Origin of the sequence: Mesorhizobium sp. M0029, assembly GCF_040323735.1 — a bacterium.
Taxonomy (GTDB): Bacteria; Pseudomonadota; Alphaproteobacteria; order Rhizobiales; family Rhizobiaceae; genus Mesorhizobium.
Map to the genome: position 1 here is coordinate 109,251 of NZ_JAMYVF010000010.1, position 26,407 is coordinate 135,657.

Sequence of the window (26,407 nt, forward strand, 5' to 3'; positions counted from 1 at the left end):
TCAGGCTAACTTCGCTAGCAGCCGCATAAACGTGGCCGCTTCCTTGACCGTCAGCGGCGCCAGTGTCTCCTGGGTGATGGCGCGGGCCAACGGGATCAGCCGTTCGATCGCCTCGCGTCCCTCTGGCGTGAGGTTGACCAGCAGCCGCCTCTTGTCGACCTCGTGTTTGGTCAGATCGACCAGGCCACGCGCCTTCAGCCGGTCGATGACGCCCTTGACCGTCGCCGCATCCATGGCGATCAGCGTGCCCAACTGGTTCTGCGAGGTCTCGCCGACGTCGTGCAGCTTGGCAAGTGCAGCGAATTGCGGCGGCGTCAGGTCGCTGATCTGGGCGGCAAAGATCGAGACATGGCGCTGATGCGCCTTGCGCAGGACGAAGCCGACCTGCTCCTGCAGGCGGTAGTCATGTTCGTCGGGCTCTTCGGCCTCGACGAGCTTGAGAAGATTGTCCCCGCCGCTCATCGCAAGCCGTCCCAGGCCTTGATGTCGCCGACCGCCAGGCCGCCCATGCGGTCGTGCACGCGGGGGCCGCAGCTCATGGCGAGGCAGAACAGGATTTCGTCGGCGCGCGGCCCGTCGCTGAGACCGACCTCCATGGCGTCGAAATGGCTACGCACATAGGCGGCGTTGGTGTGGCCGAGCGGCACGTCGAGCCGCGAGCCGAAGGCGCCGACCTTGGTTGCCGACGGCACGATCGCCTTGGCGTCGCCCAGCCGCTCGCGCATGGCGTAACCGCCCGGCACATGCCACAGCGCGCCGTGCTCCAGCTCCCCTGACGAACCGACGATGGTGCCCTTGCCGTAGGCGTCGATCTGCTTGATGTCGCCGCCCAATGCGGCAATGAGCTTGTCGGTGAGCAGCAGGCCGAGCGGCTTCAGATCGTCCATGGCGCTCTGCAGTTCTTCGACGTAGCGGCCGGCGAACGGGTTCTTCACCAGGGCCACGGCTGCAGCGCGGCGGCGCGGCGCAGCTGCGACCGGCCCGCCATCGTGAAAGATCTCTTCGGTCAGAACCGCGATTTTGCGGATCGGAAACTCAGGCATGGGCGACTTCCTTCCCTGGATTTTTGTTGGGCGCGGCAAGCGCCATGGAACCACTGATGCGCGCTTCCCCACCTAGAAACAGCGCCGATGCGGCAATCAGGCCGCGCCGGCGAAAATCTTCGGCGACGGCAAGGCCATTGTCCAGCGCCCGCTCCACATCGCCACGCGCGAGCATGCCGACGGCTTGTGTCACCAGCCGCGCGCCGAGATCGCTGTCGGGCGCCAAGTCCTGCGCGGGAATGCGCTTGATGGCGGGATTGCCGGGCAGGTCGACGGCGTTGGCAATGAGTGTCGCGGCCGCATCGGCCTCGGCGCCGGTGTGCGCCAGCACGGTGACGGCGTCGGCAATGCCAAGCGAGAACGAACGGCCGCGCCAGCCGCTGGTGGCGACGCCGCGCACGCCGTCCGCCGAGCGAATGGTGAGGCGGTCGGCCATGCCGTTGCCGGTGCCGGCGATCGCTAGGTTCATCGACTGGCCCTTGCCGATATGGAGGGCGCTGTCGCCGCCATTGTTGACATAGGCCCGGTCGAGTCTGCGACCGGCAAGCAATGCCGAGAGCATTTCGTCGGCTACCGATCCGGCGACGGCGGCCATCGGCGTGATGAAGCATTCCGCCAAGGGCATGACGGCTGCTTCCATGCGCCGCGCCGTCGGGCCGGCGAAGGTGCGCGGCGCCAGGAAAAATGCCGGCAGCCGCAATTCGGGAAGCTCCTCGACCAACTCGATCAGGATCGTCTGGAAGCGCTCGATCGCCTGATCGTAGGCGGCACGACACTCAGCCGCCTCACCAAAGGCTTCGACGATCAGGTCGATCGGCCCGTGGTTGAGGTGCAGCCGCTTACCGTCCTGCAGCCAGTGGACTTGCGGGCCTTGCATCAGGTGGCCCCGTTCGAGCCGACGCGGCGCAATTGCGCGAGCGGCGGCCATGGGTTTTGAGCCTCGGCGGCTGAGCCGCGACGCGGGTTGAGATACTCGCCGCCTTTGGCAACGATATCCTCGACGCTTCGTATCTCGGCCTCGTAGCCGCCCAGCCGGACATAGTCGTCGCGACGCAGCGTGAATTCGATCGGCGCCACCAGCGCCGGCGTCGGCACATAGCCGAAGGCGCCTTCCGGCACGCGCATGACGTCGACCATCAGCGTGATGCCGCCGCCCGGCCAGACATAGACCGGCGCGCCGCCAACGGTAACATAGGTATTCAAGCCCTGCACCGAGCGGGTGAGATTGACCGGGTTTTCGGTGACGCCGGCGCGCAGCGAACCGCCGGCGCCGCCGATGAACAGCACGGTGCAGAGCGCCGGCTCGCAATTGTCCTCGATCAGGCCGACCGATTTCTGCAGCCGCTCGGGGAACGGTTTTTCCACCGGCTTCAACTCGTCGTCGAGCTCGTAATAGGCGAACTGCTCGCCGGTGGTCGACACCATCAGCAGCGACAGGCCGGGGCGGGCGCCCTTCTTGGCGTTCCATTCGCCGAGGATCGACAGCGGGTCGGAAATCGAGGTGCCGCCCCAGCCGAGGCCGGGCTCGGAAACCTTGAAATAGCGGCCCGGCGTCGAACGGCGGCCGATGATCTTGATGCCGGTGTCCTGCCAGCCCAGCACCTTGCCGGCCTGATGCTCGGAGACGACGCCGGTGATATGGTCGTCGACCACCACCACCTCGTCGACAAGGCCGCGCCATTGCGTGGCGAACATGCCGATCGTCGCCGAGCCGCAGCCGACCCGCATGCGGTGTTCCTGCTTGCCGTCGATGACAGGTGGTTTGCCGGCTTCGACGATGATGGTGGCGCCGCCATCGATGGTCAGTTCGACCGGCTTGCGATTGCACAGACCGAGCATCGCGTCGCAGGTTGCCCGGCCTTCGGCCTTAGAGCCACCGGTCAAATGATGCACTCCGCCGAGCGACAGCATCTGCGAGCCGTATTCGCCTGTCGTGACGTGGCCGATCGGCTCGCCTTGCGCGCGCACGATTGCCGTTTCGGGACCGAGATGGCGGTCGGTGTCGATCTTCACCTTGACGCCGCAGTACGAAAAAATGCCTTCGGTGACCACGGTCACCAGATCGACCCCCTCGACCTCCTGGCTGACGATGAAGGGAGCCGGCTTGTAATCGGGATAGGTGGTTCCGGCGCCGATTGCAGTGACGAAGCGGCGGCCGGTGTTGACCAGTTCGCCGTCCCATTGCTCGCCCTCGGCGGTGAAGGGCACGACCGCGGCGCCGCTCTCTGCCGCATGGTCGAGGATGGTCAGCGGGTCCGTACGCACGATGCGGCCACCGACATTGCCGTAGCGGTCGCAGGCGCCGGTGCGGCCATCGGCGATGTAGCACATCACCGGACAGGCATCGCACCGGATCTTTTCCGCCACCAGCTTTTCGCCGGGATCGTGGGTTTCGAAGCGTTCGGCAAGCTCGCTCATCGGCGTGCCTCCTTGTCGCGGATAGCAGCGCGGATGCGCGCCGGCGTCGCCGGAACCTTGGTGATGAGAACGCCGGTGGCGTGGCGTATGGCGTTGAGGATGGCGGGTGCGGTCGGGATCAGCACATGCTCGCCCAGGCCCTTGGCGCCGAACGGTCCCTCCGGATCGGGAACCTCGATCAGAATGTGCTCGATCTCAGGCACGTCGCCGATGGTCGGGATGAGATAGTCGTGCAAATTCTCGGTGCGGCCGGGGATGTATTCCTCCATCAGCGCCATGCCGATGCCTTGCGCGATGCCGCCCTCGATCTGGCCTTCGACCAGCAGCGGATTGATCGCCTTGCCTACATCGTGCGCGGCGGTGATTTTCAAGAGCTTCACCGTGCCGAGCTTGAGGTCGACCTCCAGTTCGGCGATCTGCGCGCCATAGCCATAGACGGCGTAAGGCTTGCCCTGGCCCTTGGCGTCGAGCGGCAGCGTCGGCGGATCGTAGGTCTCCTCGGCGCGAAAGACGAAACTGTCCGCATCGACATCGAGCGCGGCGAGATCGATACGCCGAGTGGCTTCGCCCTCACGAATGACGATCGCCGGGCCGTCCAATTGCAGGGCCGCGTTCTCCGAGACATTGGCAAAGCGCAGGATCTTTTCGCGCAAGGCGCGGCCGGCTTTTTCGGCCGCCTTGCCGGTGACAAAAGTCTGGCGCGAGGCCGATGTTTTGCCGGCGTCCGGGCTGATCGCGGTGTCGGCGCTTCTCAGCTTGAATTTTTCCAGCGGCAGGCCAAGTGCGTCGGCGCAGATCTGGGCAATGACGGTGTTGGAGCCCTGGCCGATATCGACGGCGCCCTGATGCAGGATGACCTCCCCCTCTGGCGAGATACCGACCCGGATGGTCGACGGATTGGGCAGCGAGGTGTTGCCGCAGCCATACCAGCAGGACGCGATGCCGACGCCGCGCTTTTTGCTCGTATTGGCATTGTTGAATGTATCTGCGTCGGCCTTCGCGCGAGCCCAATGCGGTCGCAAGGAGTCGAGGCACTCGAAAATGCCGACGCCCGACTCCAGCCGCTGTCCGGTAACCGTTTCGGATCCGTTCCGAAGGCAGTTCTTCAGCCGAAAATCGAGCCGGTCCATGCCAAGCTTGCCGGCGAGCTCATCATAGAGCGTCTCCTGCATGATCGTCGCCTGCGGCACGCCGAAGCCACGGAAGGCGCCGGAAATCGGCCCGTGGGTGTGGATGGCGCGGCCTTCGGCGCGGTAGTTCGGCGTCGCATAGGGACCGGAGGCATGCACCGGCACGCGGTTGGCGACGGTCGGGCCCCAGCTGGCATAGGCGCCGGTGTTGAAATCGCCTGTGAAGACCATGCCGGTGACATGGCCCTCGGCATCTACGCCGATGGTCGCCTTCATCTCGGCGGGGTGGCGCTTGGTGGTCGACATCATCGATTCGGTGCGGGTGTAGGCAAGCGCCGCCGGCCGGCCGGTTTTCAGTGCCACAAGGCCGATGAGCGGCTGCAGCGACACGTCGAGCTTCGAGCCGAAGCCGCCGCCGGTCGCGGTCGGCACGATGCGCACCTTGTCGACGGCAAGACCGAGCACCTTTGCCGTTTCGTCACGGTCCATATAGGGGGCCTGGGTGCAGGCGACGACGACCAGCGTGTCGCCGTCCATGTAGGCATGGCCGGCTTCCGGCTCGATATAGGCGTGCTCGACATAGGAGGTGTCGATGGCACCGGACACCGTGTAAGCAGCCTCGCCAAGCGCCGCCTCGGGGTCGCCGCGCTCGACAAAGCCCTTGGTCAACAAATTGGCCGAGCGGTTCGCGTGGATGAGCGCCGCCCCTTCTGCCTGCGCGTCGCCGGGCTGCAGAAAATGCGGCAGCTCGGTCCAGCGGACCGGGAAATCCTGGAGGTCGAGATCGAGCATGGCCTCGCGCTCGCCGGCGACCAGCGCCACTGCCTCGCCGCGCAGCCGCGCAAAGCCTTCGGCCAGCGCCGGCTGGTCGGCAAACGGACCGATGACGCCGAAACAGTTTTTTCCCGGAATGTCGGCGGCGGTGAAGACGCCGACGGTGCCGGGATGCGACTTCACCCAGCCCTCCAGGTCGCCGAAGGCGAAGCCGGCATGATAATGCGGCGAGCGGACCACCAGCACAGCCAGCGCATCGGCGGGAAAGGAATCGCCGCCGAATTTTTCAGCGCCGGTGACTTTTGGCACGCCGTCGAGCCGGACCGGGGAGGCGCCTACAGCATTCCCTGTGGTTGGCATTCTACGTTCAAAGTTGAATTCCAACGAATGACGTTGGCGCTGCCCCTCACCCTTACCCTCTCCCCGTGAAGAACGGGGAGCGGGGAGCGTCGGCGCTGGAGCACTTCCCTTCTCCCCGTCACTATACGGGGTGAGGGTGCCGGCAGGCGGATGAGGGGCAGCGCCGTCGGTCGACGTCTCGAACCGTCCCGCATCCATCACTGCCGCGATGATCTTTCTGTAGCCGGTGCAACGGCAGAGGATGCCGCCCAGCGCATCCTGCACCTCGGTCTCGGTCGGATTCGGCGTGCCATCCAGCAGCGCCGTTGCCGCGACCAGCAGCGCCGGCGTGCAGATGCCGCATTGCGCGGCGCCATGCGCCAGGAAAGACGCCTGCAGCGCCGACAGCCGGCGATCGGCGAGGCCTTCGACGGTCGTTACGGACGTCCCGGCTGCGGAGGCCGCCGGCATCAGGCAGGCGCAGACGGCGTCGCCGTCGACCAGCACTGTGCAGGCGCCGCAATCGCCGGCATCGCAGCCAACCTTGGTGCCCGTCAGCTGCAATTCGTCGCGCAAAACCTGCGACAGCCGGCGCAGCGGCGGCACATTGACCGAGACGGCGGCGCCATTGACGGCGAAGGCGATCTCGGCGCGATCGAGGCCGACGCCCGGCACGAGGTCGGGCAGGGCTTCAATCATCTCGGAGTGGCTCATGCCGCCACCATGCTGTTGTCGTTCGTCAGTCCGCAAGCCCTCAGCACGGCGCGGGCGACAAGCTCGCGCGCTGCGTCGAGCCGGTATTCGGCGCTGCCGCGCACGTCGGCAATCGGCGAGAGCTCGGCCATCGGCGCGGACAGGAGAGCATCGGCGAGTGCCGGGCCGACAGGCTTGCCCACCAGCACGGCTTCGACAGCGGCGAGCCGCCTGGCGACGGCCGAGCAGGACCCGACCGCGACAGCGGCTTCCATGACCATGCCATTCTCGGCAACGAGGCGCGCCGCCACCATGGCGATGGAGATGACGAGGTAGCGCCGCGCACCGAGCTTGACGAAGGCCGACGTGCCGGCGGCCCTGGGCTTCGGCACCCGGATGGCGGTGACCAGCTCGCCCGGTAGCAGCGCGGTGCGGCGGTTGCCGAGAATGAACTCCTGCAGCGGCAGATTACGCGTCGCGGCTGCAGAGCGCAGCTCGACCTCGGCGTCCAGCACCAGCAGTCCCGGAACGCCATCGGCGGCAGGCGAAGCATTGCAGAGATTGCCGGCGATCGAGGCGACATTCTGGATCTGCAGGGAGCCCACTTCGCGCGCGGCCTGCTTCAGCGCATCGAAAGCCGCCGGCAATGGATGGCGGACAAGGTCGGTCCAGGTGGTGCGGGCGCCCAAAACCCAATGAGTTTCGGTCTCGGCAATGCCGCGCAGCGAGACCAGGCCGTTAATATCGAGAACATTGTCGCGGAACGGTTTGGCGCCCTGCGCCGGATAGAAATCGGTGCCGCCGGCAAGCACGCGCCAGGCGCCCTCGCCCAGCAGAGCGAGCGCCTCGTCGAGCGTGGTGGGTTTCGCGTAACGGATCACGCTTTGCCTTCCAAAAAAATCGGCCTTCCCATTGGGGCCTTCAAGGGTGGGGTCTTCCCGAACCCGCCAGTGTCTGATCAGGCCAAATTCATTCGTATGCAAATGATATCAAGCTGGCGGAAATTGTCAAAGCCGGAGTTTAAGGGAACCCGGCCGCCACGCATTTGTTACGTCCGCGCACGATCCCCAAAAATCGGAATCGATTTTCGGAAAGGATCCTGCGCAAGGTAAAGTGCTACAGCGTCCTTTGCGCGTCCGAAGGGGACGCGCGGCGCTGTAGGAGGTTGACGCAGGCGGCCATCCGGTCAAGTTTCTGCATCCGGTCGCATCAGCGGCGTATTTCACTCGATCCCCCGTTCGAGACGTAGAAGAGGAGAGGCGCCATGGCCGACGAAGCGCTTGTTGTCATCGACCTGCAAAACGACTTCTGCCCCGGCGGCGCACTGGCGGTTGCCGGCGGCGACGAAATCGTGCCGCTGGTCAACGATCTGATTCGGCATGCCGAGCATGTCGTGCTGACGCAGGACTGGCACCCGGCCGGACATTCGAGCTTTGCCTCCAGCCATCCGGGGGCGCAGCCCTTCAGCGCAATCGAGATGCCCTATGGGCCGCAGACTCTGTGGCCCGACCATTGCATCCAGGGCAGCCTCGGCTCGGATTTTCACTCGGGGCTCGCCTGGACCAAGGCCGAGCTGGTGATCCGCAAGGGGTTCCGCCCCGATATCGACAGCTACTCCGCCTTCTTCGAGAACGACCACAAGACGCCGACCGGGCTCGCCGGCTACCTCAAGGAGCGCGGCATCGGCACCGTGACCCTGGTTGGTCTGGCGACCGACTTCTGCATCGCCTTCTCGGCCCTCGACGCGGTCAAGCAAGGCTTCACGACGACGGTGCGGCTCGACGCCTGCCGCGGCATCGATCTCAACGGGTCGGTCGAGGCGATGCTGAAGCGGATGCGCGATGCCGGGGTGAGGCTCGAAGACCCGATCTCGGAGTGACTGGATCGTGGGGCATCGAGGGGGCTGCACACAGTTGGGGAAGGCTTTGGCGGCAGGTGTACTCGCTTCCGCTGCGTCTCCGCAAATGGCCTTCGCGGCCGAGGCCCGCGGCCTGCCCGATGCTGCCATGTCGCTGTGGTGGGCGCTGCCTTTCGCCGGCCTGCTGCTCTCGATCGCCACCGGACCGCTGCTGTTCCATCATGTCTGGGAGCATCACTACGGCAAGATCGCCGCCGGCTGGGCAGCGCTGGCGGTCATCCCCCTGATGGTTGCATTCGGCGTTCCGGTAGCCGGTGAAGCCGTGCTGCACACGCTGCTCACCGAATACATGTCGTTCATTATCCTGCTGTTCGCGCTCTACACCATTTCGGGCGGCATCCTTGTCGCCGGCAACATCCATGGCACGCCGCTGGTCAATGCCGGGCTGCTGCTCGTCGGGGCGATGCTGGCCTCGGTGATCGGCACCACCGGCGCCTCGATGATCCTGATCCGGCCGATGCTGCGCGCCAACGACAACCGGCAGTTCAACGCCCATGTCGTCATCTTCTTCATCTTCCTGGTGTCTAACATCGGCGGCTCGTTGACGCCCTTGGGCGACCCGCCATTGTTCGTCGGCTTCCTGCGCGGCGTCGACTTCTTCTGGACGTCGGCGAACCTCTGGCGCGAGACGCTGTTTACCGGTGGCCTGGTGCTGCTTGTCTTCCTGGCCATCGACATCATGCTGCATCGCCGCGAAGGCGGCGCGCCGAAGATCAAGGATCCGACGCCGGATACGAAGGTGCGCCTTCGCGGCCTGGCCAATCTGCCGTTGCTGGCCGGCGTCATTGCCGCGATCCTGCTTTCAGCTGCCTGGAAGCCGGGCGTGACTTTCTCTATCCTCGGCGTCGGCCTCGAACTGCAGAACCTGGTGCGCGATGCCATCATCCTGGCGCTCGCCGGGCTGTCGCTTGTCGTTTCCCTCAAGAGCCATCGCGAGGCCAACGGCTTCACTTGGGGCCCGATCGCGGAGGTGGCAAAACTGTTTGCCGGCATCTTCATCTGCATCGTGCCGGTCATTGCCATCCTTCGCGCCGGCCATGACGGCGCGCTGGCGCCGCTGGTGGCGCTGGTGACGTCACCCACCGGCCAGCCCAATGATCTCGCCTATTTCTGGCTGACCGGCGGGCTGTCGTCCTTCCTCGACAATGCGCCGACCTATCTGGTGTTTTTCGAACTCGCAGGCGGCGACGCGCGGCACCTGATGACGGAGGCGGCCTCGACGCTGGCCGCGATCTCGGCCGGCGCGGTGTTCATGGGCGCCAACACCTATATCGGCAATGCACCCAACTTCATGGTCTACGCCATCGCCCGACACCGCGGTGTGAAGATGCCGGGCTTCTTCGGCTACATGGCGTGGTCGGGCGTGGTGCTGATCCCGATATTTCTGATTACAGGTTTTGTCTTCTTTGCGTGATGCGAAGGGCGCTGGGCCCTTACCTCCCCCGTGTGGGGAGGTCGGACCGAAGGTCCGGGTGGGGGTCGGCGCCGCTCCCACCCGGCTGCTTCGCAGCCACTTGCCGGGGCGAGCCACGGGTCTCGCCCGTCCTTCGGACCCTCACAAGGGGGAGGGTAATCTTAGCCGACGCTTACATATCGGCGCACCGCCGACGGATCGGCGCGAAGCTGTTCGACATCCACCGTCTCGCGGTTACGGCCGTTTTCGATGAAGCAGACGCGGTCGGCGACCGACAGCACGGCATCGACGCGCTGTTCGACCAGAATGGTGGAGACACCAAGCTCACGCAGCTTGACCACCGTCTCGCGGATCTTGGCGATCATCGACGGCATCAGCCCTTCGGTCGGCTCGTCGAGCAGCAGAACCTGCGGCTCAAGGCAAAGCGCACGGGCCATGGCCAGCATCTGCTGCTCGCCGCCGGACAAGGTGCCGGAGCGCTGGCGCAGCCGCTGGCGCAGCAGCGGGAAGAGGTCGAGCACGCTCTCACGCGTCGCTCTTCCCTTGCCGCGCGCCATCAGGCCGATCTCGATGTTTTCCGCCACCGTCATCTCGGCGAACAGCCGCCTGCCCTGCGGTACATAGGCGACGCCGGCCTTGGGCACCTCGTGCGCCGGCAGGCCGGTCAACTCCTTGCCGGCGAGCCGGATCGAACCGGCGCTCGAGCGAACCAGCCCCATGATCGCTTTCAGCGTCGTCGTCTTGCCGGCGCCGTTGCGACCGAACAGGCACAGCACCTCGCCCTTGTTGAGCACTAGGTCGAGCCCATAGAGCACCTGAACCTCGCCATAGAAGCAGTCGAGCCTGGAGATGGTCAGCGCTTCAGTCTCGTGGGCCTCAGTCTCGTGGGCTTCAGTCTTGGGGGCCTCAGTCTTGGGGGCCTCAGTCTTGGGGGCTTCGCTCATGGCGCCGTCCCCAGATAGGCTTCCTGCACCTGTGTGTTGGCGCGAACCTGTTCGGGCGTGCCTTCGGCCAGGATCCTGCCGGCGTTGAAGACCGTGATGCGGTCGGCCAGCTGCATGACGACCGGCATGTTGTGCTCGATCAGGAGCACGGTGGCGCTCTTGGCAATCTCGCGCACCAGTCCGATGAAATTGTCGATCTCGCTGTCGGCCAGCCCCTGCGTCGGCTCGTCGAGGATCAAAAGCCGCGGCTTAAGCGCCAGGCCCATCGCGACTTCCAGCAGGCGCTGGTGGCCGTAGGAAAGCTGGCCGGCCGGCATATGGGCGCGGCCGGCCAGTCCGGTGCGTTCCAGCGCGGCCATGACGCCGGTGCGCACCGCACCTTTCGAGCGGGCATCGGTCAGCGTGCGCTGCACCGGCAGCGCGACATTATCGTAGGCAGAGAGGTTGGCGAAGACGCTGGTGATCTGGAAGGTGTAGGCGATGCCCCGGCGCACCCTGAGATAAGCCGGCTGGCTGGTGATGTCGGCGCCGTCGAAGACGATCATGCCGGACGATGGCTGAATGCGGCCGCTGACCAGACTCACGAAGGTGGTTTTGCCAGCGCCATTGGGACCGATGACGGCGCGGATCTCGCCCGGCATCAGCTGAAAATCGACACCGTCGACGGCACGCAGGCCGCCGAAACTGCGCGCCAGGCCTTTGGTGGTCAGCAACGGCATCATGGGAGCCACCCGAGCCAGCGCTGGCGGATGGTGCCCAGAATGCCTTTGGGGAAAAACAGCACCAGAAGGATGAGCGCAATACCGACGATCACGAGATAGGCGGAGGTGTAACCGCTGGCGGTGTCGATGACATAGTACATGAACACAGTGCCAAGCAGCGCACCCAGCGTCGTGGCGGCGCCGCCGAGCAGCACCCAGAGCAGCGGCAGGATGGAATACTGCACCGAGGCAAAGCTCGAGCCGACATAGCCGAACAGCAGCGCATAGGCCGCACCCGAGGCGGCGCAAATGGTGCCGGAGACGACGACGGCGATCAGCTTGTTGGAGAAGGTGTCGTAGCCCAGCATTTTCGTGCGCTCCTCGTTCTCGCGCACCGCGACCAGCACGCGGCCATAGCGGGAGCGGACGAGGGCGAGGGTGATCAGCAGCACGACCGAGAACAGCGCCAGCGCGCTCATGTAGCGCACGGTCGGGTTGGTTAGGTCGAGCGATGTCGCGCCGAAGGCCAGAACCCGCGCGGGCTGCGGCACCACCAGACCCTGGTCGCCGCCGGTCCAGGCGGCGAAATAGAGGATGACGAGGTAAAACACCTGCGCGAACATCATGGTGACGATCATGAAGGCGACGCCGGTGGTGCGCAGCGCCAGCAGGCCGATCACAACTGCCAGCAGCGCGCCGCAGGCGATGCCGGCGAGGAAAGCCAAAGGCACGCTCCAGCCGAGATGGATGACGGCGAGACCAGCGCCATAGAGCCCGGCGGCGAAGAACATGGCGTGGCCGAGGCTGAGCAGGCCGACATAGCCGAACAGCATGTTGTAGCCCATGGCGAACACCGCCAGCACCATGATGCGGGCGAGCAGGCCGTGATGATAATCCGGCAGGACGAAGCTCAGGGCGAACAGCAGCGCGATGGCGCCGATATGCAGAGCATAGGCTTTCGCCGGCGAAGCTTCGCTCATCGCGGCGCCTGCCCGAACAGGCCTTGCGGCCTGAACACCAGCACCATGGCCACCAGCAGCGTGGCGATGATCTTGGCCAAAGTCGGCGAGAAGAACACCGAGATGATGCCGTCGGACAGCCCGATCAGCACGGCGGCGACGACCGTGCCGCGCAGCGAGCCGAGGCCGCCGATGATGACGACGATGAAGGACAACAGCAGCGGGTCCTGCCCCATCAGGTAGTGCGCCTGACTGATCGGCACGATCAGCACGGCGGCGATGGCCGCCAGCATGGCGCCGAGCGCGAAGACGCCGGCATAGACGCGGGCGACCGGAATGCCGAAGGCCTGCGCCGTTTCGCTGTCATATTGGGTGGCGCGCATGATGAGGCCGATCTTGGTGCGCGTCAGCACCAGCCAGGTGGCGATGAGCAGAAGGGCCGAAGCGGCAATGATCGACAGCTTGTAGCCGGAATAGCCGAACCAGGGCAAAAGGATGCGGTAGCTGAAGGGCGGCTCCACCGGGCGCGCTTCCGGGCCATAGAAGCTCAACGCCAGCTGCTGGATGATGTAGAGCATGCCGATCGTGGCGACGATGGTGGCTTCCGGATTGTAATTGAGCCGGCGCAGCACAAGCCGCTCGGCTACCAGCGCAATGGCGCCGACAATCAGCGGCGCAATCACCAGCGCCGCCAGGAAGCCGAGCGTGGGATGGCCGGGTATCGCCGTCGAGATCGCCCAGGCCAGCACCGCGCCCAGCATGAAGAACTCGCCATGGGCGACGTTGACGACGCGCATGACGCCGAACACCAGCGACAGCCCAAGCGCCGTCAGCGCCAACACGGCGGAGGTGACAAGGCCTTCGAGGGCGGCGAGGAGGAGGTGGGGTCCGAAATGCATTCAGGGCGCCCTTACCCTCCCCTTGTGGGGAGGGTGACCGCGCAGCGGTCGGGTGGGGGTTGGGCACGGGCCGTCGCGACCCCCACCCCGTCTCGCAAGCTTCGCAAAAGTGCGAAGCTTGCGTGCCGACCCTCCCCACAAGGGGGAGGGTAAGGCGCCTCACAGCGCCTGCGTCGTATAATCCCCTTCGGCCTCGTAAAGCCCGTCCTCGATCTTGGTCTTGTGGACGACCTTCATCTTGCCGCCTTCGACCTTGGAGATGTTCTGGATGCCAAAACACTGGTGGATCTTGCCGTTGAAGGTCTTGGGGCCTTGCGGATGCTCCGGGCCTTCGGCGAATTCGGTCAGAGCCTCGGTCGCCTCGACCAGCTTGGCGCGGTCTTCCGGGCCCTTGTAGCCGGCGTCTTCCATCGCCTTCTTGACGACATAGAGCGTCTCCCAGCAGCCGAACATGTGGGCGGCGGTGGAGACGTCCTTGGGGTCGCCGACGGCAGCCCCATTGTCGTCGATGCCGACAGCGGCGCGGTAGGCTTTCTGGGCGGCCGAGTCATTGGCCTGCGCATAGCGCGGCGAACCTTCCCAGAAATGGCTGCCGTGCAAAAATTCGAGGCCGGGGCTGTTGATGTCGGTGGCTTCGAGCGAATCGATGAAGCCGAACAGTTGCGGCCGGTTGGAGCCGTAGAACTCGCCGAGTTCCTTGACGAAGGTGAGCACGGCCGGGCCGACCATCACGTGGTAGATGACTTCGGTCTCGGCGGGTATCTGCGGGAAGTATTTCGTGAAAGACGACTCTGTCGGCGGGATGGCGATCTGGGCGATGACCTCGGCGCCTTGCGCCTTCAGCGCCGGCGGCAGGTAGTCGCGATGGTCGTAGCCGAAGGCGAAATCCGGGAAGATCTGCGTCACCTTCTTGCCGGCATTGGCCGCGATCCACGGCGCCATCGACTGGATCTGGCTCTTCACATCGGTGATGCCAGGCTGGAAGACGTAGCGGTTGAGCTTGGTCGAAGCGACGTGGTGGCCTTCGCTGACGACGAAATACGGGATCTTGTTTTCGCCGGCGGCCGGCGCCGAGCCGATCACCACATGCGAGAACAGCGTGCCGAAGACGATGTCGGTCTTGTGCTGGGTGGCGAACTTGCCGACCACCTCGGCGCCACGGCCGGGATCGGTGCCGTCATCCTCGATCACCAGTTCGACAGGTCGGCCATTGATGCCGCCGGCGTCGTTGATCGCCTTGACCGCGGCGGCACTGGTCTTTTCATACCAGCGGCCATAGGCGGCGCCGATGCCGGTGCGGTGCGACTGGAAGCCGATCTTGATTGGCGCCGAACTCTGCGCCTGGCTGTAGCGGACGAAGCCGGGCGCGAGCGTCAGCCCGGCGCCGGCGGCGAGACCTTTCAGCGCGGTGCGGCGGCTAAGGGTGGATTTGGAGAGATCGAAAAACCCATTCTTGTCAGTCACGGCAGTTCCCCTGTTTTTGAGTTTTGACTGGCTGTAACGAGGCAAGGCCACTCCCTTGCAGGAGGGGCAGAAATTGCATGTGTACAAACTAAATCACCAAAGCACAGAGCTTGCAAGCGGGCTTTCCGCAAAGGCATGTGGATCAGCTTGTCTCATCCGGCCGTCGGCGTGGCAAGCAACCACAGGCCGAAGATCGTGTAGGCAATCATCAGCATGGTGAGCGGCAACTGGCTGAGGGCGGCGCGCGATGGCACCTGGTGCAGTCGCCAGGCCAGTCCATGGGCAACGAGCACCGCCAGCATGTGCCCGGCGATGATGATGCCGGCCTGCAGGTTCCACAGCCACCAGGCGGAGTGGGCCCCGGCGACGATGCCGGCCTCGATCTGCATGTCGGCGGCGCCGAACAGGTTCCATCCCAGCGCGAACGGGTCGGACAAAGCGGCAATCGCATACTGGCCGTCGACCAGCAGCGCCGTCAGATAGTGCGCGACATGATAGGCGAGCGCGATCGGTACGATCGACCAGACCAGCAGCCCGGCGGCCTCGCCGTGGGAATGTCGGCTGCCGGCAAGGCGCTGGCCGAGTATGACGGCCAGCAGGAATGCCGCCGCGAGCAGGACGAAGGTCAGCACGAGGCCAAAGCTGCTTATGCCGATGAGCGCGGTGCGGCCGGGATATTCCAGCGGGTTGATGCCGAACAGGCCGAGCCAGAAGAAGGTTTTCGACAGGCCGTCGAAGGACACCGATGACAGGCTGAGCAGCAGGAAAGCGATGCCGCTTGCCGGCAGGGGCGCTGCGCCGAGCAGTTGTGAGCCCGGCCAGCAGAGAGCGAGCCGCCCGTGTTCATCGCGCTCAACAAGGGCGAAGCGCGCCACCATGGCGAAGAACACCGTCAGGAATTCGCCGCGCCGGCTCCAATCGCGGTAGCCAAAGGCGAGCATGGCGATGAAGGTAAGCAACCAGTAGAGGCCGGCGACATAGGCAAGCCGCGCCGGGTCGTCGGGCGCCGGGTAGATCAGCTCGAACCAGGCGAAGGCGAAGAACAGGATAACGGCCGGCCAGCAGCCGAGCCATGAAGGCAAACGCGATTCCTGTCCCTCACGGCCACGAAACTTGAACAGGCGGCTTTCGATCCGCCGCGGGCCATACCATGGATTCAGCCACGACCAGAGATCGCCGAGCAGGCCTTGCGCGATGGCAAGGCCGACCCAGAGCAGCGTCCAGATGGTTAGCGACAGCGGATTGGAGAGCGGGTCGCGGCTGCCGAACAGGCCGGCGGCGATGAGCGTTGCGAAGCCGGCAAAGGAGATGAGGCTGATGATTGTGCGGGCGGTGTCGCTGAAGGTGAAAAGTTGTAAGCGGCGGCGCCAGAAGCGGTCGAGGGCGTCGGGTGGCAGCAGGGCGAGGACGAGAAAGCTGACCGCGACGGCAAGCGCGCCGCCGGCGATGTAGTAGCCGGTGGGAAGCAGGAGGACGTGGCCGCGGTCGGAGGCGTGGGCGAAGGCGGGGGTGGGGAGGAGTGTGAGGGTGGGGGAGCAGGCGACATATGTCAGCCTGACGCGATCCTTCACACCCCCCTCTGGCCTGCCGGCCATCTCCCCCGCAAGGGGGGAGATTGGATGTCGCCGGGGCTTTCGCCAACTTTCAAGGGTAAAGAAAGAGGCGCGGTACTCGACGCTGCCAATCTCCCCCCTTGCGGGGGAGATGTCCGGCAGGACAGAGGGGGGTGGTCGGGAACTCACGCTATCGCGATTTCCATTTCGTCCAGCAAGGCACCCGCCGACCCTCAAACCTTGACCAGCTGCTCCACGCGGTCCTTCGCCCCAAAAATCCGGAGATAGCGCTCGATCTCCTTCTTGTCGCCCGTCGCTTTCGCCGGATTGTCCGACAGCTTCACCGCCGGCCGGCCATTGGCCTCCGTCACCTTGCAGACCAGCGATATCGCATCCAGGCTGTTGGTTTCGGTCGGCGCGCAGCCTTCGAAATCGTTGGTGAGGTTGGTGCCCCAGCCGAAGGACATGCGCACCTTGCCCTTGAAGTGCCTGTAGGTCTCCTCGATGGTTTCGACCTCGAGACCGTCGGAGAAGATCAGCAGCTTCTGCCTGGGGTCCTTGCCCTTCTCGCGCCACCAGTCGATGATTTTTTCGCCGCCTTCGATCGGCGGCGCGCTGTCGGGGCGGAAGCCGGTCCAGTCGGCGACCCAGTCCGGGGCGTCGCGCAGGAAGGATGCGGTGCCGAAAGCGTCGGGCAGCACGATCAGCAGGTTGCCGCCGTAATAGCGCTGCCAGTCCTGCAGCACCTTGTAGGGTGATTCCTTCAATTCCTTTTCCGACTTGGCGAGGGCGGCAAAAACCATCGGCAATTCATGCGCGTTGGTGCCGAGCGCTTCGAGGTCGTTGTCCATCGCCAGCAGCACGTTCGAGGTGCCGGTGAAGGCTTCGCCAATGCCTTCCTTGAGCGCCTCGACGCACCAGCGCTGCCACAGGAAGGAATGGCGGCGGCGGGTGCCGAAATCGGAGATGCGGATGCCGGGCAGCGCCTTCAAGCGTTCGGTCTTGGCCCACATCTTCCCCTTGGCGCGTGCATAGAGCACGTCAAGCGCGAAGGGACCGAAGGCGCGCATGGCGGCGCGGGAACGAAGCTCATTGATGATCGCCAGCGCCGGGATTTCCCACAGGGTGGTGTACATCCAGGGACCGCTGAAGGAGAGCTCGTACTGACCGTCGCGCTTGGAGAGCTCGTAGTCGGGCAGCCGAAAACCTTCCAGCCAGGCGAGGAATTCCGGCTCGAAGATCTGCTTGCGGCCATAGAAATTGTTACCGCCAAGCCAGATCATCTCCTTCTTGGAGAAGCGCAGCGTGCGGGCATGGTCGAGCTGGTCGCGCAATTCGCCTTCGTCGATGTCGTCGGCAAGCCGCACCGAGGTAGTGCGGTTGATCAGTGAAAAGGTGGCGTCGACCTTGGGGTACATGCCCCAGATCATCTGCAGCATCAGAAGCTTGTAGAAATCGGTGTCGAGCAGGCTGCGGACGATCGGGTCCAGCTTCCAGGTGTGGTTGTAGACGCGCCGCGCTATATCGGTTCTTGCCATGTCCTGCCGTCGCCCTCGCTGCTCACGTCCTTCTTACGCAATTCCGGACGGGAAACCGCCGCACAGTTTTCCTGGAATTGCCCGGCAAGAGCTTATTAGCATTGAATTTTTGAAAGCGCCTCCCGCTTTCCGGGCTGGCCCGACAAAAAGCAGTCGCTCCGGTCCAGCCTCAACTCTTGGCGCCCACCACCCGCAGCGCCGGACGCTTCCGGCGGCTGCCGATGCGGCCGGCCACCGGCGCGTCGGCGCGGCTGTCGGCTTGTTCCTTTTCGGCAAACAGCCAGTCGACGAACAATTGCACGATCGGCGCCGAACGCATCTCGTTGCGGCAGACGACATAGAAATCGTCGACCGCCGGCACCGACAGGCTGAACGGCGCCACCAGCAGGCCCCTGGCGAGCAGCATGCTGGCGGTGACGGAATCGCCGAGCGCCACGCCATGGCCGTGCACCGCGGCTTCGATCGCGGTGCGGGCGTCGCCGAGATGGTGGCGGCGGCCACGTTCGAGGTCGAGCCCATCGGCGGCGGCCAGCCAGGTGTGCCATTCGCGGCCATCATCGCCATGCAGGATGACATGGCCAGCAAGATCCCGGCAGATGCGGAGCGGCCGGTTGTTGATCAGCGTCGGGCTGACCACCGGGAACAGTTCGAGGCCCGACCATTTGCGCATCCAGCAATCGGTCCAGCTGCCGTCGCCATAGAGCACGCAGACATCGACCTGTGGGGCGCGGATGTCCTTGGGGTCGTTGGACGGGATCAGCGTCAACCTGATATCAGGATATTGCGCCATGAAGCTGCCGAGCCGCGGCGTCATCCACAGAAGCAGCAGCGCCGGCACGCAGGAGACCGACAGCGTACCGGCGCTGGCTGGCCTGGTCATGCGCTGGGTGGCGGCGGCGATGCCGTCGAAGGCGGTCGAGACCGCCGGCAGCAATTCGGCGCCGTGCGGGGTGAGCTTTACCCGCTGTCCGGTGCGTTCGAACAGTTTTACGCCGAGTGATTGCTCGAGCGCCTTGATCTGGTGGCTGATTGCGCCGTGGGTGACGTTGAGCTCACTCGCCGCCTTGGTCAGCGAGGCATGCCGCGCCGTCGCCTCGAAGGCGCGCAAGGGATTCAAGGGGGGCAGACGCTTGGCCATGAGCAACCGGATACTCTGTGAGATTTTCTCACAATCAGCACCGTAACAATATCAATTGATTTTTCAATGCGGCTGCCGGACACTTTGGCAGGTCAACAGCATCAATGACGTGAAATCTACAGGCAGCCAGCGGGACAGCGACCCGGCCGGATGATGGTCAGTTCGCAGATGTCGCCACGGCCGCATGCATCAGCCCGCAGGAGGAGACCGACATGGGTTATGACAGAGGCAAGCTGGAAGCCTTGCGCCGCAAGTATGGCGAGAGCCATGGCGGCGAGATGTTCGACCCGAAGTTCCGCAAGGTCGCCGACAAGATCTTCTCCAAGAGCGGCACCCGACTCGCGCCCTACGCCGGCATCCCCACCTTCCTCGCCGCGCCCTATCGCGAAATCGCAGCCGACAATCCCGATTTCGGCGATTTGCAGGTGGCGATCATCGGCGTGCCGATGGATCTCGGCGTCACCAACCGGCCCGGCTCGCGCTTTGGACCCAGGGCGCTGCGCGCCATCGAGCGCATAGGCCCCTACAATCATGTGCTGGAATGCGCGCCGACGCATGAGCTTCGCGTCGCCGACATCGGCGATACGCCGTTCCGCAGCCGTTACCGGCTGGAGATCAGCCACGAAGACATCGAGCGCCGCACCAACCAGATCGTCGATGCCGGCGTGCTGCCGCTTTCGGTCGGCGGCGACCACTCGATCAGCCATCCGATCCTGAAGGCGGTCGGCAAGAAGGCGCCGGTCGGCATGATCCACATCGATGCCCATTGCGACACAAGCGGGCTGTTCGACATGACCAAGTTCCACCATGGCGGCCCGTTCCGCAACGCGGTGCTGGACGGCGTCCTCGACCCCACCCGCACCATCCAGATCGGCATCCGCGGCTCGGCCGAATATCTGTGGGAGTTCACCTACGAATCCGGCATGACGGTCGTGCATGCCGAAGAGGTGACGGGTCTCGGCATCCCCGCCATCATCGAGAGGGCGCGCAAAATCGTCGGCGACGGCCCGACCTACATTTCCTTCGACGTCGACAGTGTCGATCCGGCCTTCGCGCCAGGCACCGGCACGCCGGAGATCGGCGGCCTGACGACGCGCGAGGTGCTCGAACTGCTGCGCGGCTTGAAAGGCCTCAACATTGTCGGCGGCGACGTCGTCGAGGTGGCGCCGCAATATGACGCGACCACCAACACCGCCCATGTCGGCGCCCAGGTCCTGTTCGAGATCCTGAGCCTGATGGTGTTCAGCCCGGCGATCACCGGCAAGGGGGCCTGACGGATTTCACATGCAAAGGCGGCCGCCGCGCTGGAGCCGGCGGCCGTTTCCAAAACAAACAAGCTTCCAGAAGGGGAATACCAATGACAATCCATATGAAATCAACCATCGCCGCTGCGCTGATGCTCGCCGGCCTCGGCTTCGCCTCCCAGGCCAATGCCGACGCCGTCGACGACATCACCAAGGCCGGCGCCATCAATGTCGGCATCTTCTCCGACTTTCCGCCCTTCTCCTCGGCCAGCGCCGATATGAGCATCAAGGGTTACGACGTCGACGTCGCGCAGGCGATCGCCGATTCACTCAAGGTGAAGCTCAATCTGGTCAGCGTCACCGGCCAGAACCGCATCCCGTATCTCACCGACAAGCGCGTCGATATCCTGATGAGCGTCGGCTATTCCAAGGAGCGCGAGGAGGTGATCGATTTCGCCGCCGCCTATGCGCCCTACTACATCGCCGTCATCGGTCCGGCAGCGCTTTCGGTCAAAGGCAAGGAAGATCTCGCCGACAAGTCGATCGCCGTCAATCGAGGCACGCTGGAGGATACGTCGCTGACCGAAGCGGCGCCGGCATCGGCCGACATCAAGCGCTTCGACAACTACAACTCCGTCATCCAGGCCTTCATCTCCGGCCAGACCCAGCTGATGGTGGTCGGCAATGATGTCGGCGCCCAGGTGCTGGCCAAGCAGGACGCGCTGAAGCCGGAGCAGAAGTTCCAGCTCTTGACCTCGCCTTCGCATATCGGCCTCAACAAGAAAGAGGACCGGCTGAAGACGGCGGTCAACGACGCGGTTGCCAAGATGCTGGCCAACGGCAAGCTCGATGAGAGCTCGAAGGCCTGGCTGAAGACGCCGCTCAATCCCGACAACCTCAAGGATTGAGTTCTCGTGGCCTTTGCCTGGCTCCCAGGCGCTGTGGGCGACATCGCGCGCGGCGCGGCCACGACGATCCTGTTGATCGTCGTGACCACGCTCGTGGGCACGCTGCTCAGCATCCTGGGCGCTGCCGGCCGGCGCAACGGCCCGGTATTCGTGAAGCGCGCCATCGCGGTCTATGTCGAGGTGATGCGCAACACGCCGTTCCTGGTGCAGCTGTTCTTCATCTTCTTCGGCCTGCCCAGCCTCGGCATAAGGCTCGACCCGATCCTGGCCGCCATGCTGGCAATGACGCTCAACATGGCGGCCTACACCATTGAAATCGTCGGCGCCGGTCTCGATGCCGTGCCCGGCGGACAGACGGAAGCAGCGCTTTCACTGGGCTTGAGACCGCGCCAGGTCTTCATCAAGATCGTGCTGCCGCAGGCGCTCAAGGTGATCTACCCGGCGCTGACCAGCCAGATCGTCATCATGATGCTGGAATCTGCCGTGGTGTCGCAGATCGCCGTGCGCGAGCTGACCTATGAGGCCGACATGCTGCAAGCCCGCACCTTCCGGTCCTTCGAAACCTATTTTGTCGTGACCCTGGTCTACCTCGTCCTGTCCATGGCCTTGCGCCGGCTGCTGGTCACAGGCGGGCGCCGCGTATTGGGGGCAGGTGTCACATGATCGAATTCACCCTCTGGGACATCGTTCGCAATCTGCTGCTCGCCGCCCGCTGGACGGTGCTGTTGTCGCTGGCGGCCTTTGTCGGCGGCGCGCTGGTCGGGCTGATCGTGCTGTTCTTCAGGATCGCAGAGAATAAATGGAGCCAGCGGGTCGCTTCCGGCTACATCGCCCTGTTCCAGGGAACGCCGCTGTTGATGCAGCTGTTCCTGATGTTCTTCGGTCTGCCGATGCTCGGCCTGCGCATCGAGCCATGGACGGCAGCGGTGCTCGGCCTGACCTTCTTCGCCAGCGCCTATCTGGCCGAGATCTGGCGCAGCGGCGTCGATGCGCTGCCGCTGGGACAGTGGGATGCCGGCGCCAGCCTCGGCCTGCACCGCCTGCAGGAGCTCAGGCTGATCATCCTACCGCAGGCGTTCTCGATCACAAGGGCGCCGATCGTCGGCTTCCTGGTGCAGTTGATCAAATCGACGGCGCTGACCTCGATCATCGGCTTCGAGGAGCTGGTCAGAACCTCCAACGCCATCAACAACGCCACCTTCGAACCGTTCAAGGTCTACGGGCTGGTGGCGCTGATCTTCTTCGTCATGTGCTTTCCACTGACGCAATACGCCCGTACGCTCGAACAACGAGCGGCGGCCCACTGACGCCAGGCGGCGACAGTGCGTGAAGGGAACCTGCCGGAATAGAACGGCATCAACTGAGGAGAAACCAGATGAACAGACTGATTGGAAAATCCCTGACACGGCGCGGCGTGCTTGGTGCGGGCCTCGCTACAGCCGGCGTGCTCGCCATGCCGTCGATCCTGCGCGCGCAGGACAAGTCGCTGAAGGTCGGCGTCTATGGCGGCTATTTCAAGAAATCCTTTGACGAGCACGTCTTCCCAGATTTTACCAAGGCCACCGGCATTGCAGTGGAATCGGTCGCCGAGCCGACCGGCGAAGCCTGGCTGGTGCAGCTCGAACAGGCGTCCAAGGCAGGCCAGGCGCCGGCCGACCTTTCGATGATGTCGCAGACCTCGACGCTGAAGGGCCAGTCGACCGAATTATGGACGCCGCTCGATACGTCGAAGTTCAAGCACTACAACGACCTCTTGCCGCGCTTCGTCAACAAATATCCGGATGGCCGTGTTGCTGGCATCGGCGCCGTCGCCTGGTGGATCACGCTGGTCTCCAACACCGACGTCTACAAGGATGCGCCGACCTCATGGGAGACGCTGTGGGACAAGGCCAATGAGGACAAGCTTGGCCTGCTGGCGCTTGCCTCGAACTCGTTCCTGCTCGAAGTGACGGCCAAGACCTTCATGGGCGGCACCAATGCGCTCGACACCGAGGACGGACTGAACAAGGCATTCGAAAAGCTCGCCGAGCTCAAGCCGAATGTCCGGCTGTGGTATCGCGACGAGGCGCAGTTCGAGCAGGCGCTGAAGTCGGGCGAGATCCCGATGGGCCAGTATTATCACGACGTCACCGGCCTCGCGGTCGCCGACGGCTTCCATGTCCGCTCGACCTTCCCGAAGGAAGGCGGCATCCAGGATTCCGGCAATTGGGTGCTGTCGCGCGCCTCGACCAAGGTCGACGAGGCGCATGCCTTCATCGACTATATGAGCCAGCCGTCGATGCAGGGCCTGATGTCGCGCAGGGTCGGAACCACGCCGACGCTGAAGAAAGAGGTGCTCGACCTCAAGCCGGAAGAGTTCGCAGCCGTGTCGTCGGATATCGATCCGATCATCCCGCGCTACGACCTCTATACATCGAAGGCCGACTGGATCAACCAGAAGTGGACCGAGCTGATCGTCGGCTGAGCCGTTCGATCCGTCTGAACCACAGCGGCCGCCGGCATAGTCCGGCGGCCCCTTAGCAAACCCTCCAAGGGATGAGCATGTCCGGACTAGACATCAACGCCGTCACCAAAAAATTCGGCAACTTCGCCGCCGTCGACAATGTCCAGCTCAACGTGCCGCATGGCACGTTCGTGTGTCTGCTCGGCCCGTCGGGCTGCGGCAAGACCACGCTGCTGCGCATGATTGCCGGACTGGAGGAGCCGACCAGCGGCGCCATCGTGCTCGACGGCGAGGACATCACGCCTTTGCCGACGCACAAGCGCAATCTCGGCATGGTGTTCCAGTCGCTGGCGCTGTTTCCGCATCTCTCCGTCGGCGACAACATCGCCTATGCGCTGCGCATTCGCGGCGCCTCGAAGGAGGAGCAGAAGAAACGCGTCGACGAGTTGCTGGGCCTCATCCATCTGACCGGCTTTGCCGACCGTCCGGTGGCCAAACTATCGGGCGGTCAGCGCCAGCGCGTGGCAATTGCGCGGGCCTTGGCGCTGTCGCCGAAACTGTTCCTGCTCGACGAGCCGCTGTCGGCGCTCGACGCCAAACTGCGCGAGGCCATGCAGGTAGAACTGCGCCAGTTGCAGCAGCGGTTGGGCATCACCACCATCGTCGTCACCCACGACCAGCGCGAAGCCATGACCATGGCCGACCTGGTCGTCGTCATGGGCCACGGCAGGATCCTGCAGGCGGCGCCGCCAATCGAGATCTACCGCAAGCCGGCCGACGCCTTCGTCGCGGACTTCATCGGCATCACCAATCTGCTGCCGGCCGAGATCGACAGCACCGGGCGCACCACCATTCTGGGCACAGCCATTCCAGGTCTTGCCATGCCGGCGGGTCAGACTAAAGCGTCTGTATCGGTCCGCCCCGAGGATGTGCATCTCGGCAGCCCCGGCGGCTCGGCCATCACCGGCGAGGTGAGTTTCGTGCGCGATCTCGGCGGCACCATCGAGACCTTCGTCGACGTCGGCGGCACCAGCATCATTGCGGTGACGACGCCGCGCGAGCGGCATGACGTGCCGGTCGGCGCCAAGGTCGGCGTCACACTGCCGCCGGCAAGCTGCGTGGTGCTCGGCGCATGAGACGCGAAGCGCCGAAGTCGATAGCCGACTACACGCCGCTGTTCTTTTCGGCGCTGATGCTGATCGTCTTCTTCGTCGTGCCGTTCTCGACGATGATCGCGGTGAGCTTCTTCAAGCGCAACCCGTCCGGTTTCTACACGCCGGATTTCGTGTTCGACAATTACGCCCGCTTCCTGTCGGTGTTCTTCGGCGGCGTGCTCGGCTTTTCGCTGCTGCTGGCGGTGCTGGTCGCCGTCTGCTGCGTGGCCATCGCCTTTCCCTTCACCTACCTTTTGACCCGTCGGCCGCGCCGCGTGCAGACGCTGTGGCTGGTCGGCCTCCTGTCGGTGCTGTCGCTGTCGGAAGTCATTATCGGCTTTGCCTGGTCGACGCTGTTTTCGCGCACCGCCGGCATCACCAATTTGTTCGTGGCGATCGGGCTGATGGACAAGCCGGTGGCGCTGCTGCCGACCTTTGGCGCGGTGCTGACCGGCATGGTCTACCAGGCGCTGCCCTATACGATCCTGGTGCTGTACCCCGCCCTCGTGCGCCTCGACCCGACATTGCTCGAGGCAGCGCGCACGCTCGGCGCCTCGCCGATCCGCGCCTTCTTCAACGTCGTCGCGCCGGCGCTCCGCAACACCATCGTGGCGACGCTGATCATGGTCTTCGTGTTCGCCCTCGGCTCCTATCTGCTGCCGCAGATTCTGGGACGGCCTCAACACTGGACGCTGTCGGTGTTGATCACCGACCAGGCGATCTACCAGTCCAACATGCCGTTCGCGGCCGCAATGGCGGTGTTCCTGGTGCTGATCTCGCTGGCGCTGGTCGGATTGACACTGCTCGTCGGACGAAGGGAGAACGCCCTATGACCGCGACCTTGCTGCGCCGTGTCTATTTCACCATCGTCGCGCTGTTCCTGGCGGCGCCGCTGATCGTCGTCGCCGGCGTGTCGGTCAATTCGCGCCAGGAGCTCTCCTTCCCGCCGGTCGGTTTCTCGCTCGCCTGGTACGCCCAGATCTTCACCGATCCGGAATGGCGGCTGGCGCTGATCCATTCGGTGACGCTGGCCGTCTGCTCGGCGGCCATTGCCGTGGCGGTCGCGCTGCCGCTGGCTTGGTTCCTGTGGCGGCGCATCGCGCCATGGGCGAACATTTTTCAGGTGCTGGGCCTCGCGCCCTTCATCCTGCCGCCGGTCATCACCGCGCTCGGCTTCCTCTCCTTCTGGGCGACGGTCGGGCTGTTCGGCCAGTTCTTCACCGCCATAATCAGCCACGCCATCTTCTTCGTGACGCTGCCGCTGGTGACGCTGTCGCTCGGCTTTGCCTCGATCGACCGCTCGCTGGTCGAGGCCGCGGCGACCATGGGCGCGGATGACCGCACAGTGCTGAAAACCGTGGTGCTGCCGTTGATCCTGCCCTACCTCGTCTCGGGCTACGCCTTCGCCTTCGTCTTGTCGCTCAACGAATACATCGTCGCCTACATGACGATCGGCTTCACCACCGAGACGCTGCCCATCAAGATCTTCAACGCGCTGCGCTACGGCTACACACCGACCATGGCTTCGGTGTCGGTGTTCTTCGTCGCGGTGGCGGCACTGGTGTTCGGCTCGATCGCCAGGTTCGGCGATATACGCAGGCTGCTCGGCGCGATGTCGTCGGACGGGAGCTGAGCGCAATCATTCTAAGTAACAGCACCAGTACAGCACCCCTCGATCGCTGCTCAGACCACCAATGCCATGAAGGTGCTGAGTGCACCCTATGCACTCGCGC

General features: G+C 64.6%; 24 protein-coding genes. 10 read left to right on the top strand and 14 right to left on the bottom strand.

The features are described from left to right. Genes NKJ76_RS17995 through NKJ76_RS18020 form a run of 6 tightly spaced genes read right to left on the bottom strand, consistent with a single transcriptional unit; the run spans nucleotide 1 to nucleotide 7,278 of the window. Nucleotides 1–462 carry a MarR family winged helix-turn-helix transcriptional regulator gene (locus tag NKJ76_RS17995; protein WP_352538012.1) on the bottom strand — a complete coding sequence of 154 codons (462 nt, stop codon included), beginning with the start codon at nucleotides 460–462 and terminating at the stop codon, nucleotides 1–3. Further along, complete coding sequence (locus NKJ76_RS18000) at nucleotides 459–1,043, bottom strand: amino acid synthesis family protein (RefSeq protein ID WP_023806235.1); 585 nt, start codon at nucleotides 1,041–1,043, stop codon at nucleotides 459–461. The genes NKJ76_RS17995 and NKJ76_RS18000 overlap by 4 nt, the downstream gene beginning before the upstream one ends. After that, nucleotides 1,036–1,920: a UPF0280 family protein gene (locus NKJ76_RS18005; RefSeq protein ID WP_023826644.1), complete on the bottom strand. Its 885-nt coding sequence runs from the start codon at nucleotides 1,918–1,920 to the stop codon at nucleotides 1,036–1,038. Before NKJ76_RS18005 ends, NKJ76_RS18000 begins: the two co-directional genes overlap by 8 nt. Next, a complete protein-coding gene (locus NKJ76_RS18010) occupies nucleotides 1,920–3,461 on the bottom strand; it encodes a 6-hydroxynicotinate reductase (RefSeq protein ID WP_352538013.1) in 1,542 nt (513 codons plus the stop codon). Before NKJ76_RS18010 ends, NKJ76_RS18005 begins: the two co-directional genes overlap by 1 nt. After that, entirely contained in the window at nucleotides 3,458–6,403 is a 2,946-nt protein-coding gene (locus tag NKJ76_RS18015) for a molybdopterin-dependent oxidoreductase (RefSeq protein ID WP_352538014.1), read from the bottom strand. Before NKJ76_RS18015 ends, NKJ76_RS18010 begins: the two co-directional genes overlap by 4 nt. 11 nt (nucleotides 6,404–6,414) lie before the next feature. After that, the gene (locus NKJ76_RS18020) at nucleotides 6,415–7,278 is read right to left on the bottom strand and encodes an FAD binding domain-containing protein (RefSeq protein WP_352538015.1); all 864 of its coding nucleotides are present in this window, start codon (nucleotides 7,276–7,278) and stop codon (nucleotides 6,415–6,417) included. A gap of 383 nt (nucleotides 7,279–7,661) precedes the next feature. Between NKJ76_RS18020 and pncA the strand changes: the two genes are divergently transcribed. Continuing rightward, complete coding sequence (pncA, locus tag NKJ76_RS18025; protein ID WP_352538016.1) at nucleotides 7,662–8,276, top strand: bifunctional nicotinamidase/pyrazinamidase; 615 nt, start codon at nucleotides 7,662–7,664, stop codon at nucleotides 8,274–8,276. 85 nt (nucleotides 8,277–8,361) lie between these two features. Then, nucleotides 8,362–9,729: a sodium:proton antiporter gene (locus NKJ76_RS18030; protein WP_352538017.1), complete on the top strand. Its 1,368-nt coding sequence runs from the start codon at nucleotides 8,362–8,364 to the stop codon at nucleotides 9,727–9,729. A gap of 161 nt (nucleotides 9,730–9,890) precedes the next feature. Here the strand turns inward: NKJ76_RS18030 and NKJ76_RS18035 are convergent, their stop codons facing one another. From NKJ76_RS18035 to gcvA, 8 genes are all read right to left on the bottom strand, one after another. Further along, on the bottom strand, nucleotides 9,891–10,673 hold the full coding sequence (locus NKJ76_RS18035; RefSeq protein ID WP_352538018.1) for an ABC transporter ATP-binding protein: 783 nt from the start codon (nucleotides 10,671–10,673) through the stop codon (nucleotides 9,891–9,893). Beyond that, a complete protein-coding gene (locus NKJ76_RS18040; RefSeq protein WP_352538019.1) occupies nucleotides 10,670–11,395 on the bottom strand; it encodes an ABC transporter ATP-binding protein in 726 nt (241 codons plus the stop codon). The genes NKJ76_RS18035 and NKJ76_RS18040 overlap by 4 nt, the downstream gene beginning before the upstream one ends. Then, on the bottom strand, nucleotides 11,392–12,354 hold the full coding sequence (locus tag NKJ76_RS18045; RefSeq protein ID WP_352538020.1) for a branched-chain amino acid ABC transporter permease: 963 nt from the start codon (nucleotides 12,352–12,354) through the stop codon (nucleotides 11,392–11,394). The genes NKJ76_RS18040 and NKJ76_RS18045 overlap by 4 nt, the downstream gene beginning before the upstream one ends. Continuing rightward, entirely contained in the window at nucleotides 12,351–13,232 is an 882-nt protein-coding gene (locus tag NKJ76_RS18050; RefSeq protein WP_023683565.1) for a branched-chain amino acid ABC transporter permease, read from the bottom strand. The genes NKJ76_RS18045 and NKJ76_RS18050 overlap by 4 nt, the downstream gene beginning before the upstream one ends. A gap of 159 nt (nucleotides 13,233–13,391) precedes the next feature. Then, nucleotides 13,392–14,696, bottom strand: coding sequence for an ABC transporter substrate-binding protein (locus tag NKJ76_RS18055; protein WP_352538021.1), 1,305 nt, complete (start codon nucleotides 14,694–14,696; stop codon nucleotides 13,392–13,394). 152 nt (nucleotides 14,697–14,848) lie between these two features. Further along, nucleotides 14,849–16,291 (bottom strand): hypothetical protein, encoded by a 1,443-nt coding sequence (locus NKJ76_RS18060; RefSeq protein WP_352538022.1) that lies wholly within the window; start codon nucleotides 16,289–16,291, stop codon nucleotides 14,849–14,851. A gap of 191 nt (nucleotides 16,292–16,482) precedes the next feature. Further along, nucleotides 16,483–17,787 carry a nicotinate phosphoribosyltransferase gene (gene pncB, locus NKJ76_RS18065; protein ID WP_023683568.1) on the bottom strand — a complete coding sequence of 435 codons (1,305 nt, stop codon included), beginning with the start codon at nucleotides 17,785–17,787 and terminating at the stop codon, nucleotides 16,483–16,485. Between the two features lie 169 nt (nucleotides 17,788–17,956). Next, entirely contained in the window at nucleotides 17,957–18,925 is a 969-nt protein-coding gene (gene gcvA / locus NKJ76_RS18070; RefSeq protein ID WP_023671280.1) for a transcriptional regulator GcvA, read from the bottom strand. Between the two features lie 212 nt (nucleotides 18,926–19,137). Between gcvA and speB the strand changes: the two genes are divergently transcribed. The 8 genes from speB to NKJ76_RS18110 all read left to right on the top strand — a co-directional run bounded on the left by speB (nucleotide 19,138) and on the right by NKJ76_RS18110 (nucleotide 26,307). Next, nucleotides 19,138–20,199 (top strand): agmatinase, encoded by a 1,062-nt coding sequence (gene speB, locus NKJ76_RS18075; RefSeq protein ID WP_023729761.1) that lies wholly within the window; start codon nucleotides 19,138–19,140, stop codon nucleotides 20,197–20,199. An 83-nt stretch (nucleotides 20,200–20,282) separates the two neighbouring features. Continuing rightward, the gene (locus NKJ76_RS18080; RefSeq protein WP_352538023.1) at nucleotides 20,283–21,077 is read left to right on the top strand and encodes a transporter substrate-binding domain-containing protein; all 795 of its coding nucleotides are present in this window, start codon (nucleotides 20,283–20,285) and stop codon (nucleotides 21,075–21,077) included. A 6-nt stretch (nucleotides 21,078–21,083) separates the two neighbouring features. After that, nucleotides 21,084–21,740 (top strand): amino acid ABC transporter permease, encoded by a 657-nt coding sequence (locus NKJ76_RS18085; RefSeq protein WP_352538024.1) that lies wholly within the window; start codon nucleotides 21,084–21,086, stop codon nucleotides 21,738–21,740. After that, nucleotides 21,737–22,384 carry an amino acid ABC transporter permease gene (locus NKJ76_RS18090; protein WP_023711356.1) on the top strand — a complete coding sequence of 216 codons (648 nt, stop codon included), beginning with the start codon at nucleotides 21,737–21,739 and terminating at the stop codon, nucleotides 22,382–22,384. The genes NKJ76_RS18085 and NKJ76_RS18090 overlap by 4 nt, the downstream gene beginning before the upstream one ends. Before the next feature lie 68 nt (nucleotides 22,385–22,452). Next, the gene (locus NKJ76_RS18095) at nucleotides 22,453–23,541 is read left to right on the top strand and encodes an ABC transporter substrate-binding protein (protein WP_502902315.1); all 1,089 of its coding nucleotides are present in this window, start codon (nucleotides 22,453–22,455) and stop codon (nucleotides 23,539–23,541) included. Nucleotides 23,542–23,618: 77 nt separating this feature from the next. Beyond that, the gene (locus tag NKJ76_RS18100; protein ID WP_023671274.1) at nucleotides 23,619–24,656 is read left to right on the top strand and encodes an ABC transporter ATP-binding protein; all 1,038 of its coding nucleotides are present in this window, start codon (nucleotides 23,619–23,621) and stop codon (nucleotides 24,654–24,656) included. After that, nucleotides 24,653–25,507, top strand: a complete 855-nt coding sequence (locus tag NKJ76_RS18105) for an ABC transporter permease (protein WP_352538025.1) — start codon at nucleotides 24,653–24,655, stop codon at nucleotides 25,505–25,507. The genes NKJ76_RS18100 and NKJ76_RS18105 overlap by 4 nt, the downstream gene beginning before the upstream one ends. Beyond that, nucleotides 25,504–26,307 (top strand): ABC transporter permease, encoded by an 804-nt coding sequence (locus NKJ76_RS18110; RefSeq protein WP_023671272.1) that lies wholly within the window; start codon nucleotides 25,504–25,506, stop codon nucleotides 26,305–26,307. Before NKJ76_RS18105 ends, NKJ76_RS18110 begins: the two co-directional genes overlap by 4 nt. Nucleotides 26,308–26,407 lie beyond the last annotated feature (100 nt).